General features: G+C 33.3%; 19 protein-coding genes. 5 read left to right on the forward strand and 14 right to left on the reverse strand.

Annotated features, from left to right (window positions below):
- Positions 1-53 precede the first annotated feature (53 nt).
- On the reverse strand, positions 54-188 hold the full coding sequence (locus tag A5880_RS02835) for a hypothetical protein (RefSeq protein WP_256924847.1): 135 nt from the start codon (positions 186-188) through the stop codon (positions 54-56).
- 313 nt (positions 189-501) lie between these two features.
- Here A5880_RS02835 and A5880_RS02840 point away from each other — a divergent pair, with 313 nt between their 5' ends.
- The 3 genes from A5880_RS02840 to A5880_RS02850 all read left to right on the forward strand — a co-directional run bounded on the left by A5880_RS02840 (position 502) and on the right by A5880_RS02850 (position 3,161).
- On the forward strand, positions 502-1,356 hold the full coding sequence (locus A5880_RS02840) for a helix-turn-helix domain-containing protein (RefSeq protein WP_086331701.1): 855 nt from the start codon (positions 502-504) through the stop codon (positions 1,354-1,356).
- A 79-nt stretch (positions 1,357-1,435) separates the two neighbouring features.
- Positions 1,436-1,681 (forward strand): hypothetical protein, encoded by a 246-nt coding sequence (locus A5880_RS02845; protein ID WP_086331702.1) that lies wholly within the window; start codon positions 1,436-1,438, stop codon positions 1,679-1,681.
- 1,174 nt (positions 1,682-2,855) lie between these two features.
- Complete coding sequence (locus A5880_RS02850; RefSeq protein WP_086331703.1) at positions 2,856-3,161, forward strand: hypothetical protein; 306 nt, start codon at positions 2,856-2,858, stop codon at positions 3,159-3,161.
- A gap of 49 nt (positions 3,162-3,210) precedes the next feature.
- Here A5880_RS02850 and A5880_RS02855 read toward each other — a convergent pair whose 3' ends face one another.
- From A5880_RS02855 to A5880_RS02910, 12 genes are all read right to left on the reverse strand, one after another.
- Complete coding sequence (locus tag A5880_RS02855) at positions 3,211-6,117, reverse strand: DEAD/DEAH box helicase (RefSeq protein ID WP_086331704.1); 2,907 nt, start codon at positions 6,115-6,117, stop codon at positions 3,211-3,213.
- Between the two features lie 2 nt (positions 6,118-6,119).
- Positions 6,120-6,512, reverse strand: coding sequence for a (deoxy)nucleoside triphosphate pyrophosphohydrolase (locus A5880_RS02860; protein ID WP_086331705.1), 393 nt, complete (start codon positions 6,510-6,512; stop codon positions 6,120-6,122).
- A gap of 216 nt (positions 6,513-6,728) precedes the next feature.
- Positions 6,729-6,896, reverse strand: coding sequence for a hypothetical protein (locus tag A5880_RS02865; protein WP_179190488.1), 168 nt, complete (start codon positions 6,894-6,896; stop codon positions 6,729-6,731).
- A gap of 172 nt (positions 6,897-7,068) precedes the next feature.
- Entirely contained in the window at positions 7,069-7,341 is a 273-nt protein-coding gene (locus A5880_RS02870) for a hypothetical protein (RefSeq protein ID WP_086331706.1), read from the reverse strand.
- A 13-nt stretch (positions 7,342-7,354) separates the two neighbouring features.
- Entirely contained in the window at positions 7,355-7,663 is a 309-nt protein-coding gene (locus A5880_RS02875) for a hypothetical protein (protein WP_086331707.1), read from the reverse strand.
- Between the two features lie 16 nt (positions 7,664-7,679).
- Entirely contained in the window at positions 7,680-8,969 is a 1,290-nt protein-coding gene (locus A5880_RS02880; RefSeq protein ID WP_086331708.1) for a hypothetical protein, read from the reverse strand.
- Positions 8,969-9,376 (reverse strand): DUF1310 family protein, encoded by a 408-nt coding sequence (locus tag A5880_RS02885; protein WP_086331709.1) that lies wholly within the window; start codon positions 9,374-9,376, stop codon positions 8,969-8,971. Before A5880_RS02885 ends, A5880_RS02880 begins: the two co-directional genes overlap by 1 nt.
- A gap of 436 nt (positions 9,377-9,812) precedes the next feature.
- Positions 9,813-11,093 carry a hypothetical protein gene (locus A5880_RS02890; RefSeq protein WP_086331710.1) on the reverse strand — a complete coding sequence of 427 codons (1,281 nt, stop codon included), beginning with the start codon at positions 11,091-11,093 and terminating at the stop codon, positions 9,813-9,815.
- Between the two features lie 233 nt (positions 11,094-11,326).
- Positions 11,327-12,073, reverse strand: a complete 747-nt coding sequence (locus tag A5880_RS02895) for a methyltransferase domain-containing protein (protein WP_086331711.1) — start codon at positions 12,071-12,073, stop codon at positions 11,327-11,329.
- A gap of 62 nt (positions 12,074-12,135) precedes the next feature.
- Positions 12,136-12,537, reverse strand: a complete 402-nt coding sequence (locus A5880_RS02900) for a type II toxin-antitoxin system death-on-curing family toxin (RefSeq protein WP_086331712.1) — start codon at positions 12,535-12,537, stop codon at positions 12,136-12,138.
- Positions 12,537-12,791 carry an AbrB/MazE/SpoVT family DNA-binding domain-containing protein gene (locus tag A5880_RS02905; RefSeq protein WP_086331713.1) on the reverse strand — a complete coding sequence of 85 codons (255 nt, stop codon included), beginning with the start codon at positions 12,789-12,791 and terminating at the stop codon, positions 12,537-12,539. The genes A5880_RS02900 and A5880_RS02905 overlap by 1 nt, the downstream gene beginning before the upstream one ends.
- Before the next feature lie 438 nt (positions 12,792-13,229).
- On the reverse strand, positions 13,230-14,234 hold the full coding sequence (locus tag A5880_RS02910) for a transposase (RefSeq protein ID WP_179190489.1): 1,005 nt from the start codon (positions 14,232-14,234) through the stop codon (positions 13,230-13,232).
- Positions 14,235-14,545: 311 nt separating this feature from the next.
- Between A5880_RS02910 and A5880_RS02915 the strand changes: the two genes are divergently transcribed.
- Entirely contained in the window at positions 14,546-14,950 is a 405-nt protein-coding gene (locus A5880_RS02915; protein WP_086331714.1) for an ATP-binding cassette domain-containing protein, read from the forward strand.
- Positions 14,951-14,971: 21 nt separating this feature from the next.
- Positions 14,972-15,205, forward strand: a complete 234-nt coding sequence (locus tag A5880_RS02920; RefSeq protein WP_086331715.1) for an ATP-binding protein — start codon at positions 14,972-14,974, stop codon at positions 15,203-15,205.
- A 214-nt stretch (positions 15,206-15,419) separates the two neighbouring features.
- Here the strand turns inward: A5880_RS02920 and A5880_RS02925 are convergent, their stop codons facing one another.
- Positions 15,420-16,313 (reverse strand): hypothetical protein, encoded by an 894-nt coding sequence (locus A5880_RS02925; RefSeq protein ID WP_086331716.1) that lies wholly within the window; start codon positions 16,311-16,313, stop codon positions 15,420-15,422.
- Between the last annotated feature and the right edge of the window lie 14 nt (positions 16,314-16,327).

Genomic DNA, 16,327 nt, shown 5'->3' on the forward strand with positions numbered 1-16,327 from the left:
TAAGGTACAGCTTTCTTTATTTAGTTGATAAAAACATTAAATAAAAAGGCTAATTACCACCATTTTCCATCTTTACCACTTACAACTGACAATCCAGTTCCTAACGTAAGTGATAGACCACATAATCCACAGAAAGAGCACCCAACACATTCAATAAACGATCTTGTATCCATACTTGGTTCTTGCATAGTATCACCTCCATTCTTACGTAAGCTATACTGTCTTATTTCAAGCTTAAAAAATTGAATATCTTTCAATTTAGCCTCCTACAAACCAAATAACATAAGTCATAATTGAACACCTCCTTTACTTTATGATAATATAATAACAACCATTATTTTATTTTTTCAAAATGTACACTTATTTCACGTTTTGTAAAAGTATCTTTTTCTTTCATGACTGCATTGCTCCAATTGGAAAATGATCACTTAGTTTCAATATGTAGCTATAATTGGAGTAGCTTGGAATACAATAGAAAATATATAAAGGAGGTTGAAGAAAATGTTTAACTATGGAAACACATATAAATCAGTCAGAAAAGCAAAATGCATCTCTCAAAAACAAGTTTGTGGCAACCAGATTTCCAGAACAACTTTGTCAAAATTCGAAAACGGGCACTCCGACATTACTTTGTCTAATTTCATTTACCTGTTAGAAAAATTAGATCTTACCTTCGAAGAATTTTTATACTTGATGGACAATAATCATGGAGTAGATATGACTAAAGGGAATATCTTAAAAAAATTTATCGAAATTAAATCAAATCTGGAACAGGATAAAATTGAACATTTAATTATGACTTGCAACGAATATTTAGATCAAGAATATAATTGGTATATCCATTCAATTTTAGAAGTACTAACTGTGCTACAGAAAATGCAACAAAACCCAATAGATAAAATTCCTTGTATTGATAAAATTATTGTTTCAAGAATCTGGAATTATCTGGAAACTACTGATGAATGGTTCATTTTAGATATTTACTTGATTAATAGTATTTTATTCTACTTTTCAACTGATTCACTGATATTCATTGGCAATAACCTTTTAAAGAAAACCGAAAAATATAATCATTTCACTAATGTTAATCCTTTGGTGATATCAATATACTTAAATTTAATTTTTTTATTGATGCAAAATAATCGCTTTGATCTTGCATTAAATTTTTGTAATTTCATAGAGAAAAAAGTTTTCGATTCAAAACGATATGACTTTATTTCGGTACTAAACGTAAGAAAAGGTATTTGCATTCCAGAAGCGTCTAGAGTAGAATTAGGCTTACAAACAGCTTACTTATTCAGTGACCTTTTATTGCAGGAAGATTTACAAAAAGAAATTGATCAGTTCCATCGTTGATAATTATTTACGTTAGTACTTAATTTTTATTTTTTAATAGTCATTGGTTAAAATTTATAAAAAGGAAGGAGAAGTTTAAATGAAAAATTCAAATACTGAAGAAATTACTGCTGTTATTGAAGAGGTTTTTCTGGTAGCTCCTGAGGTCATGAAGATTTATAACTCTAAGTGGGCAATCGTTTCTTTTACAGTTGACGGGAAAAAATACGTCTCTGAAAACAGAATTCAAGTCCCTATGAGTTGCGATGTTGGAAGTACGATCAAAATTAAATACGATAGTGATCATCCAACAAAGGTTTGGAACAAATCTATTTTTAAGTTTTAAGAATAGAAACTATTTTTGTTTTTGTGAAAAAAAACACAATGATATTTACTTACCTTAAACAAAAACCTGTTGTTATTCTTCTCAACAGGTTTTTTCATTTACTATGATTTCAAATTTTTACCGTATTCTTGTTTAGTAGATAGAAAAAGGAATGAATATTTTGCCACTCTAATTGAACCTTAAAACTTTTTTTTGTTATTTTTCCTTATATATAAGAGAGCTGTTTTTGGTGTTATTTAATGGGTGGAAATGCCGAATGGCGTTGCGGTTGGTGGTGTCTTTCTGTATAATAATTGGTGTGGGATAGAAATTATAATCGTTTTGTGATTCGACATAAATAAATAAAAATTGGCACTTCAATCGTTCGGCGGCAACCTTACGATCGAAGCCTTGTTGAGACGCCCAAAGCTGTCCAAACAAGTTGCCAATAGCGCTAGCAACATGTACTAGCTTCTTTATTGTACCTAAAATAGGGTGAGATTTCTAGAAAATCTTTGCTTTTTTCGGTGACGATGGGTTGTTGTGTATGTGGGATTAGACTATTGTCGACGGTATTGGGCATCTGCTCAATGCCGTTTTTTCTATCCTATAACTATTTTTGAAAGGAGGACTATTTTAAGAATCGATGAAAAACTGGATAAAATAAAAAGGCACTTCACCATTTGGCGGCAACCGAATGATGAAGCCTTGAATAGACACCCAAAGCATGTCTACACAAGTTGCCAATTTGCTAGCACCGAAGCACTAGCTTCTTTATTGTACCTAATTTTCTTTTGAAATTCTAGTTGGTTTTAGGATTTTTTGAGAATCTTGGTTTGGTTTAATGAAGAATCATAGGATTTGGTTTGGCTGATTGATAGCGGTATTGGGTTTGGGATGATTAAAAGTCGTTAAGGTTTGAGTAACTGGACTAAAAAGGAATCAATACATTTTTCGTATTGAAGCATTTTTAGGAGTAGTTGAACATTTGACTTTTTCTCACTGATTACTTCGATATCGTTTTTTGTTTTATCTAAAAGAAGGTTATGCAAACTTGGTCAGCCGTTATGAGAGGCTGTTTGTATGGCTGGATAATAGGCTGCCTAAGTCAATTTTTAGTATATATGAATAAAAATAAGATGGGAAAAAGTCAGGTTTTGGCTTTTTCTCGATCGTTTAAAGGGAGATTAGGAGAATGGAAAAACAAGGACAGAATGTAAAGGCAATTACGTATCAGGATATTATTGAGTTGAGAGATTTAATGGAAAAGATGGCTTCTTGGCAGGAGCCTTTGGCGATTTTGGATCATTTTTTTGAGTTTCGGACTGGATCTATTAATAAGAAGCGGATTGTGAAGGAGTATTATGCACGGGCGCAGATGTTTCATGCGTTTTATGAGGATTATAATCGGTTGGTTGAGATTGGGGATGAATTGGCAATGGAGATGGTTCGGGCTGAGAAGGTTCATACTAAATATGAAAATAAAAATGATTTGGATTGATTTTGCGTATATTATAAAGAGGATGGAAAATGATCCATCCTCTGGAAGTCTATTTCTGCTTTATAAAATCATACGTTTCTAATGGAACAGCTTTTTCTAAAGTCATTTCCATACTTACGATATTTGTGTCCTTGCCATTCTTATCTTGTTTGATTAATTCTTTTGCAGTTTCAAGTTTTGGATAAGCTCTTCCTAGATATATAAATTCAGGATCTCCACCAGATTCTTTTTGAACAAACACATGAATAGCCAAATTTGATTCTTTATAGCTCATAATTTCTTTTACTTCTTTACTTGAGAACGTCAATTTGGGACGTGTATACCATAATAGTGTATGCTGATCGATTAATTCATCTTCATATTTTACATCGTTTGAGATGGTATCGTCTTTGTGATAATTCACAAAAATTGGGCATGTATTATATTTGATACGATAGCCGTACATTGTTCCAGTTTCATTCTTTTCCCAGTCCAATAAACGGCAAGCATCTTTACGTCCATAAACTTCATTATAAGTTAATCGTTCGCTTAACACATAACGTTTACTACGCTCAAAAGAGGTTCTTATGATATCTTCTACACAGTTGGCAAACCATTGATTGTTCTGAAGATTCTCCTGAAATGATTTTTCTAAAGAAAATGTATCATTAGAACAAACTGCAATTGGACTATCTCCGTATTTTTCTCTTTCATTTTGAGTAAAGAAATCCAATGATAGAATGCGTTCCACTGATTTCAGTGTTTGTTTATCACAAGGATAATTTTTGCTTTTTAAATACGATTGATACGCTTCAGTTGTTATTGTTCCTTTTTCAATCAGTATTTCCAATAGCAATAGTTCATGATTTCTTTTGCCATTTAAAAGTTCGTTTGATAAAAAAGTTAAAGCCTTTGTTTCTCTATTATTTAACACCGGTGTTTCTTCTTTTAACCAGTTTAAAAATGCAGGATAATTCTCTTTATATTTCGTAATAATCACTGGATCGACTGATTGTTGTTCAATAAAATCAATTAGTTTTGGTATGCGACCTAATCGATTTTTTAAATTTTGATAGGCTTCTCGATAATTTTTAGCATTGTTAAATGTAGATGATTCAATCGATTGGAAAATTCGATTTTTGGTAATTTCGTCAAACATAATTGTCGACATTCCTTGAAGATATTTTGTTGCCATGGTTTTTTTTCGTAAATTATTTTTATTTAGAGAACTGTCTTCTGTTAAGGCTATTGGAATTAAATAATTATTGTCATAGTTGCCAATAAAATCGATAATTGTTACAAAGTCTTTATTTCTAGCTTTTCTTAATCCACGACCTAATTGTTGGGTAAAAATTATGCTGGACTCTGTTTTTCGTAGCATTACGACTTGATTCACCGTTGGAATATCAATTCCTTCATTGAAAATATCAACGGTAATAATGTAATCAAGTTTGCCCGCTTCTAATTGTGCAATTACTCGATCACGTTCATCAATCTTATGGTCTCCAGTTAACGCTTTAGTGTGGAATCCACGATTATTAAATATTTGTTCTAGTTCACGTGCTTCTTTTTTCGTTCCACAAAAGATAAGTCCATGAACTTTATCACCACAATGTCCGTAATAATCGATTTTTTCTATTATATAATCGATTCGTTTGTCACTAACTAGTTGATTAAAAGATGAATTGTCATCAATTGTTCGTCCATCAATTTGTATATCAGTAATACCAAAATAATGAAACGGACAAAGCATATTTTCTTCTAAAGCTTCTTGTAATCGAATTTCATACGCTACGTTATAATCAAACATTTCATAGATATTATATCCATCCGTTCTTTCTGGTGTTGCTGTCATTCCAAGAAGAAAGTCTGGTTCAAAATAATCGATTACTTTCTGGTACGTTTTTGCTCCAGCATGATGGACTTCGTCGATTAGAATATAATCGAATGTATCTTTAGCAAATTTTGGTAGAGTTTCATCTTTTGATAATGTTTGAATTGTCGCGAATACATATTTTTCGTTGGTAACTTTACTGTTACCTGATAAGATACCGAATTTCTTTTCATCTTCTTCTAGTATTTTGATGAACTGATCTTTCGCTTTTTTTAAGATTTGTTCCTGATGAACAATAAAAAGAAATTTCTTTGGTTGGTATACTTTAACATCAAACGCTGATAAATACGTTTTCCCTGTTCCTGTTGCAGAAATGACTATTGCTTTTTGCTCTCCTTCATCGCGCTTTTTTTGAATTTTTTCCAATGCTCTTTTTTGCATATCATTAGGAGAAATTGTTTCAATACCATACTCCGTTTCATCTATTTTGAAGTCCAAGTCTATTTTAGTAGATGGCTCTTCCATAGTATCCACTTTTTGTACATTTAAAATTGGTTTGTAACCCATTTGATATTTTGTAATCCAAGCATCAGATAATGGTTGGGAAATTTCCCACATATGCTCAAAATTTAGGTTCATTGCTTGGACTAAATCACCATTTAAAAGTGAGTTTAGCTTTAAGTTCCATTCACAATTTACTTTCAATGCTTTGATTGTTAAATTTGAACTACCTAAAATCATCGTTTCGTAATCGTCATGCTTAAATGAATAGCCTTTTGCATGAAAGCCATCGATTTCAGCAATTCTTACATCTACATTTTTCAGCTTTAGAAGTTCTTTGAAGACTTTTGGTGAATTGAAATATAGATAATTTGAGGTAACTATTCTTCCTCTTATATTTTTCTTCGCCAAATCAGAAAGTACCGTTTTAATTGCTAGCAAACCACTTTCGGTTATAAACGCCACAGCAAAGAAAAACTCCTTACACGTTGCTAGTTCATCTACTAAATCATTTAGAACCATTTTCCCCATTTCATCTTGGTTGACTAAAAGTTTTGCTTTGTATAACTCATTCGTCTCTTTCGATTGATCAATAAAGCTATGCTCAAGTGCTGATTTAAAATTCTCTAAAAGAGGATTCATTTTTAAACTCCTTTTACTAAAGCGTCAATTGTTGGAATATCTGCTGGCGCCCATTCTAAAGAAGTTAAGTCAGAAATTGGTAGCCATTGAATACTTTCATGTTCTGTTAGCTTAGGTTCACCGGCTATCAACTCACAGAAGAATGTTGTGAGTTCGACGATGCCAAAATCGTATTCGTAACTTGTCGTGATGATTTTATTTTTAATTGAGACTTCACATAGAAGCTCTTCTTTGATTTCACGTTCTAACGCTTGTTGAGGCGTTTCTCCTTGCTCAATTTTTCCTCCTGGAAACTCCCATAAACCTGCTAGGGATTTATCTTGACCTCTTTGGGCACAAAGTATTTTTCCGTTTTTCTCTATTACTGCTCCGACTACTTTTATTTGTTTTTTCATGATATCAACCTTTACCGATTATTTATGAATTCATTATACATGAAAACCATCATTAAAGTATTCTATCCTGCTATTTAAATAAAGCTATGAATCAGATTACCTTTCCAATAACTAAAAAATTATCGTACAAAAAAACTTAGGTAGTACTGTCAATCACTCTGTAAATATTAAGCTAGCAAATTACATTATTTTTCTTTAGAAAGTAATTATTTAAGCTTACTTACATCCTTTTTTTTCACAAGTAACAGATTGGGTTGTTGTTAACCAATCTTGTGGGTTATCATCTATGCGAGCGCCACAAGCTGTATAATTTCCGTTTCTAGTATGGATCTTCCCTTTTTCCGATTTCTTAGTATCATTTCCAATATATTTCACATTTGCCATAATCGTTCCTCCAACAAAATTTTTATTTTCACTAACTATATACATTAAAGAGTATATTGACAATACTACCTAATTTTTTTTGTATAATAATTATTTAAATATGTTTTCTACGCAATAAACTATTGATCCCAATCTATCTTTTTTTATAATAAATCCAAAAATCCCCCTCTTTTTAAAAATTATCCATCGTTTGTTTTTGTTGTTCAAATACTTCCGTCACTTTTTTCCCGAATTGCCCTTTTACCGACTCTTGAAAGGAGCTTCCTGTCTTCCCTATCATTGCAGCCGCCTCTTTTAATTTGCTTTCACCTTGTGTTTTTATGGATTCTTTATCTGTGTTTTTTTGTTCATTTGTACTTTTACCAAGCCCTTTTATTGCGAGTCGTTGGCTCTCTTTTCGGAACGCTTTTTCTCGCTCTTTTCGCTTTTTTTCTTCTTTTGACAACCCTTTATTCCTCCTACTCTTTTAACTCTTGACGTTTCTTTCTGTAGAATTGTTCGACTTCTTCTTGTTGTAAAATTAACTCTTTGCGCTCTTGGGCCAATTCTTCTAAATAATTGTCCTCATTTCGCTGTAATTCTCGCTGGGTTTGTATTATTGACTCCATAGAAGCATCTCTTTTTCCTAACAATTGACGTACTTGAAAAAAGAGCTCTTGATTGTAGTCTTGTCCATTTCGTATATATCGTTTTACTTCATCTTCTTGGTCTTCTAATTCAGCTCTACTTCTTTGATAATTTCGCAGTAATTCTTCTTCTGTTTCCATTTTTTTCTCCTATTATTTACGACACAAGTCCTTTTAATTGTTTCGCTAACTCTTGATCTCGTTGGACTAATTCGGTAACTTTTCCTCTTATTTCTTTTGCTAGCTGATTGAATTTTTCATACATTTTTTTCGCTTTGGTAATTTTTTGTTGGTACTCATTGACTGGCTCAGTGACAATACTTTGTTTCGTGCAACCACCACTTGCTAATGCAGAAATGATTTCACTTTCTGATAACTCTACTCCGATCGAACGAGCATCGGTTAACGTTTCTGTCCATAATTTCTCTGCGTTTTGTATGCCTTTTTGATACACCATCACAACTAATAACATCGCAGTTTCAAATTCTGAGGAAGCATGGCTCACAACCGCTAAAGCTCGGCTATCTTCTAGATAGATACGTTCCCCAGACGAAAGCCCACCACCGCTCGCCGTTAATTTCTTTTCTAGTTGTTCCAAAGCCTTTACTTGTTCACGCATAATCAACATATTATAAGTATGTTTTGCTTGCTGGAATTGTACTAACGATTCCTTCGTTACTTGTAATTGTCCATTTTTAAACTGATACCCACCCCACATATGTTGGTCAGTCATGCCCTTTTTTTTCGAATCAACAAAAATGATTGTTCCTATATGAAAAGAATTTAGGATGCCATTGGATATTCTATACCCAATAGGCACAGCATCTTTTTCATCAACAAAGTTAAAAATACGATCTTTTAGTTGCGCGACTCTTTTTCGCTGCTTTTTATTTAACATGGAAAATGCATTTGGTCCTTGATAAATAAATGCCCCACTAATTCGGTCAATTTTCCCTTGTGAGTCAAGTGCACCAAGAGCGTATTGGACATTTGAAGAAGCTTGAGAATGTCCATATGCATCAAAAGTTGCGTTAAAATATTTATCCATCGCATTATTTAATGTTTTACCGGACGATTTCATTTGCTTCGTAGGTTCAAACTCAGCTTTTGGGTCTTTTAGTCCCTTCACTACAGTTTTAGCGATTTGCTTATTGTTATCCCACCAATCTCTTTTCACTTCTCCTGGATTTTCAACTGTCTTATCTATACCTAACGACCCTTGAAAAAGTATCGTTACATGATTTACTTCATCGGGTTTTTGTAACTTTGGATTTCCATCTGTAATAATAAAGGCTTGTTCTCCTGTTTCTTTATTATTTACTATTTCTGATACGTACCCTATTGTTTTTTTACTGTCTCCTTTTCCAATAGTAACAGTATCTCCAACTTGATATTGATCATACTCTTGTTTAGCCAGTTCGACATTTTCTTTATCTGTATTTAGCATTAATATCTATTCTCCTTATCTAAAAGTTCTGTTAATTCTTCAGATACGCCTCCACCACTTTCTTCCAATTCATTATCAGAATTTTTTGACAAAGTAATGCGAACATAAAGATTTTTATTTTTATTAATTATAAGTTTATTCATAATTCCGCCCATAGGATTATGTCTAATACTTTCATAATCAATCTCATAGGATTGAATCACCCCTTCTGATGTTAATGCTTTTGAATCTAAATTCTTCAAGCTTTCCTCAAAAACTTTTTTTGCTTGCCTACTTTTCACCGCATTCATCATTTCATCATTGAATCGTTTGTTATCCATATACACTTTTCCTCCAACTCCTATAATTAATACACTTATTATTACAATACTACTTATTAAAAAACGTTTTCCTGTTATTTTTTTCATGCTATAGCTCCCTATTATTTACAATGTTTGATATATTTTCTATTTTAATGCTCCTTTATATGACTATAAACTGGCTCAAATTTCCTATAATCAACATACTTATTTTTCACCATTTCCGTTCTTTCTTTATTTAATAATTAACCAATGTTAATATATCGTTTCTCTACCATTTCTTCCAGACGAACTGAACCACTGCTAGAGCTGTTATTTAAACTAGAACCACTTTCTGTTACATAATAATACATATACTTAATTGTAATTCTTAAAGAACTCAATGTAAATATATATTTTTTAAAATGTTTAACATGCATACTTAAAAGATAATTATAAAATACATCCATCAACCTTATATACATTCTATTTACTGTATATAAAAAAACAGGCAGTCTAGAAAATTCCCATTTCCAAACTACCTATTCCACTATTATAATTTCATTTACTTCTGTACCTTAATCACATCCAACACATCTCGTGGATTCCCAACATCCACATTCACCAATCGTACATTATCCAAAATATCTTGCGTCATTTTAGCTACAAATTCAGGATTATTAGCATTTTCTGCGCCGATTTGCCAATGGCTTGGTACTGGATAGACATTGATTGTTCCATTTCGATTGCTTGAATAAACGATTTGACCTTCCGCACTATAACCGCCGTAAAGTATAATAACATCGGTTGGATACGTAGCACTTCCTTTATCATATTGATTGATTGGTGTTCCGGCAGGTATTGTTTTTGCATTTAACTCTGACGGTTTCACGCCAATCACTGTTAACCACACACGAGCATATTCAATTTGATCATCAGAATAGCCGAGCAATAGTTTGTCGTCTCCTCTAGCTTGTTCTAATGCTTTAGTTGTATCTGCTTTGGCTTTTTCTATTGCTTTATTGACTTCTTCTTCAGCTGCTTGTTGTTGTTGTGTTAAGGCGTTGATTTGACCTTTTGTCTCGATCATGGCTTTCATTAAAAGTAATTTTGCCGTGAATGCTGTTTTTAGTTCTTCATTTTTGACCTTTTCAATTTCTTTATTTAAAGTGTCATAATCGCTTTGTTGGACAGTTTCTTTTGGTACGTTTCCGTTAAAGGATTCGTTGAGTAAGTTTTTTATCTTTTCTACTTGGTTTACTTGGTCGGTGGCATTTTTAAGCATAGAGTCGATTGCTTCTTTCCATTTGCCTTTTAGTTCTTTATTTTCTTTGATTTTATCCGTTACTTTAGTGATTTTTTCTTTAGTCAAATCAATGGTGATCGGCAATTCTGTTTTGATGTTATCTCCTTTGATTGCGGGTTCTTTTGAACTAAATAATTCGTTTACTTCTGTTTGTATTTCCCATTTACTCTGCGCTAAAGCAACTTTTTTCTGTAAGTTTTTACTATTCGTTTCAGCTGTATTGGTGTTTAGTTTGTTGTTGAATTCATGATTCAATTTTTTAATTTCTGTTTGTTTCTTTAGAAGCTTATCTTTGATTTCTTTGATAGTTGTGGTTTTGATTTCCTTGCTTAGGAAATCCTGTTTTTCATCAAAAAGTGCTTCGACTTCTTTGTAAAGATCGCCTTCTTTTGCTGTTTCCTTTTCGATAGTGACTATTTGATTTTGTGCGGTGGTGATTTTTTTCTTTTCAGTTGCTTGTTTCTGGAGCACAATCACTCCGATAATGATCGCGATAAGTGCTATTACGCCAATAGAAATTCCCAAAACTTTTTTCTTCACTTTCTACCCACTCCTGCTCGTTAGTAATAATAGCTTACTATTTTTTATTCCCCATAGATAGTTTAGCATATTTTTTTATTCTGTCATTTTAAATACTAAAAAATAAGTAAATAAAAATAACGGATGACGCTATAGCATCCATCCGTTTAGTATTTTAAATATACAACTGATAATGAGAATATTCTTCTGCTAACAAGAATGTTTTGCCCTATGTACATACTCATTTACTAAGGTTATTTCTTAAGAGCATGTATCCTCAGCCGACGATAATCAGCTTCCCAATGATCCTCTTTCCACAATTTAGGCGCCAAATCCCGTTCCATATTCCTAAAAGCAGTCTCTTTCTCCTCCTTAGACAATTCATTCAACTCACCAGCATAAAACTGTTCCATCCACTCTCTCAAACCACTCCTTCCACCTTTAAGCGGCGTCGGGCGGTCGTATTCCAAAATCTCCACAATCTCAAAATGATGTTTCAAAAGCAACACCCGATAATCCTTGACTGATGTAAAACAAAACGGCTCTTCTACCACTATACCTAACATATTCAACTCATGCCCAAAAGCTTCTCTAATCGCTTGAACATTCCCCACTGCACCAAATTCACAAAGCAACTGTCCATTGACCTTTAGATGTTCAGCGATATTTTTCAACAACAACTCTTGATCAGGTATCCAATGAAAAACAGCATTTGAAAATACACTGTCATACAGTCCAATTCGCTTAGAAGGATTTAAGATATCTTCCTGTAAAACATTCAACTGAGGATAGCTTTCTTTTGCTTGATTGATCATGTTTATTGATTGATCGATTCCAGTCACTTCATGCCCCAGCTCTGCAATTTGATTGGTCAATTCTCCTGTTCCACAGCCAATATCCAAGACTTTTTTCGGTTCTTTCGGTAGTAATTCCAACAAACCAGCCCCATATTTGAAAATAAAATCATGGGTTGTATTGTATTTTTTTGCATCCCACTCCATTGTCTTCACTTCCTTTTTGAAAGATAGATTAATAAAGTTTTGATATTTACGACACAATCAATTTATATTTTTGCCATATGTTTTCGTATAAAATCTTCAACATTTATTTTTAATTCATCGAAGCCTTTCCGCCACGTTGCTATTGATACAACAAACTCAACTAAATCATCATCTGAAACATTAAATTCATAATTATTTAACTTCAGAAAAATCAACATGGTTTGTGCGGCAGTCCTTTTATTGGCATTATGAAAACAATGCTTTTGGACTAAATTAATAAGTAATACTCCCGCCTTACTTTCAATAGTAGGATACATTTCCACACCAAATGCAGTTGCTTTTGGCATATTAATTGCCATCTCTAATGCGGAGTGTTCTTTTACGCCTGTTATTTCATTTGGAGAACCAATTTGAATTTGATATGTATTGATCGCAACAACTTGTTTTACTGATAAATATTTCATTATCTATCCACCAATTTTTTAAAGGCTTCTTCATGTTCAGCGTACGTATGTTGAACAAGTGACATAAAATCTGGTGTTACTTCACCATCTTCATAAAACGCTGTCTCTTCGCCTTCAATCATAATACCAGATTCTCCTTCCTTATAAACAATTGTATCGCCTACTTTTACACCTAGTCTCTCCAGTATTTCTACAGGAACTGTAATTACTACACTGCTTCCATCTTTTCTAATTTTTCTTTTTAGCTCTTCCATTATTTATCCACCTCATTTATCCCTATTTATATCCGTATCTTATCACTATCTTATATGTATGTAAATTTTTTTATTTTGAGAAATATTTTGCAAGCTTCTTCTTGAAAATCTTAAAACTATTTATAAAAGGAGAATGAGACAAACGTGTTTAGCTCCGAAAAAATAAGAAGGGATTACTTTTGCTCCCACTCACTTTTTTGTACGTTTAAAAAATGTATCTATCTCAAAGAATGATCGGCTTTATCAAAACTTTATTTTATCGATAGAAAGACTTTATTTTCCTTTGGTAAATTAAGAATCAAGAAGAGCATTTTAGTATCTTTTCTTAATCAAAAGAACATACGAGGTGAATAAGTTTGAAAATAAAACAAAAGATTCTTAAAAATACCGCTAGTAAAAAAGAGCACACTAAATAAAGGTTCCATCTCGAAAATTTTTTTAAAAGATTATAAACCCGTAACTTTTAGCGAAAGAAACAGCTTCGTTTACTGTCATTGTTCGATCAGGTTGTACATTCTCAATGGAGTAATAAATTGTATCATACGATTTATTTTTAAGTAGAACGTGATAAATTGCCGTTAATAATCGTCGCGCAATAGCTATAATAGCTTTTTTATGACCACGACGTTTCTTCAGTTGAAGATACTTGCGATGTTCCGGATATTTTTCACTTTTAACAATCGCATTGGCAATTTGAACTAGGAGTGGTTTGAGATATTGTCCTGCTTTGGAAATCCTAACGGGCTTTTTCTTATTAGCACTCTCGTTATTTGTAGGAGTTAACCCAGCCCACGAACACAAGTGACCGGCTGTTGGAAATTGGCTCATGTTTACACCAATCTCTGAGATTATTTTTATTGCAGTAAATTGTTTTGCGCAACCAGGTACAGTTTGAATGAGTTCTTGCTGTTCTTTAAATTCCTCAGCTATATCAATGATTGCTTGTTCAAGGTTGGATTTACACAGAGTTAGAGCATCATAGTGAGATTTGATTACACGCATTTTGATTGCTTGTTCATCTGTAACTTTTCCATTGATTGCGAGTTCTAACTCAGATAGTTTCCCTTTTAAGCTTCCATGAATCAAAGAAGATAAGTTAATTTCTTCTACTGGCTTCTCTAGGATGGCATCAATTATACGACTGCCACTGACACCGAGAACATCGGTTAACACACATTTTAGATGAGCAAGACAGATTGAACAAGAGTCTTCCAACGCATTATAAATAAGAATCCAATATTTACCTGTAGATTCCATACAGACTTCTGTACAAGAATAGTATTCTAGCCATTGTTTCAGCTCACCCAATCCTTTTGTGAAAGTTGAGAAGCGATGACGAAAATAATGTGTAATTCCTTGATCGTCTGTAATAGCGATAACCGCCAACACAAAAGTTTTATGCACGTCAATCCCACAACAATTTGGATAGACGATTTTTAACATCAGAAACACCTCCAAATTAAATTGGAGAATAGCCATACAGGGACTGTAAGGTACTCTATAAACGAGTTGTTTACGCAAAGATAAGCTTTCATGCTCAAAGTCATATTTAGTTGTACTTGAAGTACCGAACTACACATATAAACATGCGAGTTTACATGTAAAATACACACTTACTCACCTCCTCGTGATTTGTAGTATATAGAACTATTCTCATCAATAGAGTAATACAAAATAAAAAAATGCCAGAGGCGTAAACACTATTTTCATACGGTGTTGTGCCTTGAGCGTAGCGAAAGGAATGAATTATAAACATGTCAAAAGAAAAACGGCTTCCAGTATTAGAAGTAAAAAAACTGACCAAAAAAATCGATCAAAAAATAATTGTTGATCATTTGAACTTTTATTTAGAGGCAGGAGATATCTACGGATTTTTAGAACCGAAGGGGTCAGGGAAAACAACAACCTTACGAATAATTACCCGATTGGTTTTTCCGATAGAGGGAGAGATTTTTATCTACGGCCTATCTATTTCTAAAGAGTATAAATTCGCTTTGTCATCAATCGGCAGTATTATTGAAAATCCAGCTTTTTACTTAAATCAGAGTGCGGCTCAAAGTCTGAAGCTAAGTGGAAAATTATCAGACCCAGAAATTGAATCTACAAGAATTAATGAAGTTTTAGCGCTTGTCGGATTGAGTGAGGTAAAATACGAATAACCTTTTTCTGTCTTCGTTGAAATCAAAGAACAGAAATTTTACTTGTATATTGAAAATGATGGTGTGATAACCAGTAGTGAGCAGAAGGAAAGAATTTTTGAACGATTTTATACAGAAGAAGCTCCGAAAGCGAACCGACATTTAGGAGTAGGGTTGTCGATTGCTAAAATGATTATTGAAGGAATGGAAGGGACGATTTTTGCGGAAATAGACAATGGCGTGATTACTTTTGAAATCAGTTTACCTCTAGTATGAACTAATTTAGTTACAATACTTTGAATGAGAATCTTATTTATCTTTAAAGAAATGAGGTTGAGATACTCTGAATCCTTCAAATCTTGGTGCTTAGTACTTAGAATTGACGGATTCAGAGTGTAACGTAGTAATTGCTTCTGCTCCCATCGTATATTCGGATTCCTTGAGTCTGAGATATAACTCGTAGAGTTATGGCCCAGACTTAATTGAAAATTTATGAGAGTTTTGAATACAGTTCCATTAGTTTTGTGTATTTTGTCAGCATATTGGTGTAGATTTTCATACTGTCAGAAGCAGAGAAATCATCCCCGACATTGTTGACGGTTTCTCCTAATTTTGAATATTCAGCCATCAACTCTGTATAATCTTTAAGAAATTCTAACGAGGTAGAATCTTTATAGCTAGACGGATTGTCTACATAGCCCTGCGCTTTTTTGATCATATCGTCATACTTAGCATCGACTTTTTTGATTGCTGCTTCAATATCACTTTTGTTGGCGGCATTATTGTTGTCTTTAGCGGCTTCTTGTGATGAAGAGGATGGTGTTGTTTTCTCTGGTTCCGCGCTGCTAGTTCCATCAAAGTCATGATCAGAATACCCAACAAGGATTGTATCTCCTTTTTTAGCGTAGTAGCCTCGTTTCTCAATGCCTACTTTATCAGATTCAAAAAGCTCAGCCCCAGAATTATCACGTACATAATCACATTCTCCCTTGTAAATCTTGCGTTTGTTTGAGACAGCCCACTTATCGAGGTTAGTAGGAACAAATTTGACTTTTAGACCAGCTACTTCAAACTCTGATTCTACCTGTTCTTGTGATTTATTCGCAGTTTCAGGAACTTTTATTTTGTCTGCCAGGAGTTTTTCTGCTTCTGCATCTCTCTTGTCTAATCGTGCTTGTCGTTCTTTAGATTCCTTTGTTTTCGCGGCATCTTTTTCAGAAGAAGTATCAACAGCCTCTAATTCGTTAATTTTTTTACTTAGTGAATCGACATTCTTTTCCAATTTATCTACCTTTTTTTGTAGCTTGCCTGCATTTGTATTGCTACATCCTACAAGGATTAATCCACATAATAAAACTAGACCTAATCGACTTATCTTTTTCATCTAACCATTCCCCT

This window comes from Enterococcus sp. 4G2_DIV0659 (assembly GCF_002140715.2).
GTDB classification, from domain to species: Bacteria; Bacillota; Bacilli; order Lactobacillales; family Enterococcaceae; genus Enterococcus_L; species Enterococcus_L mansonii.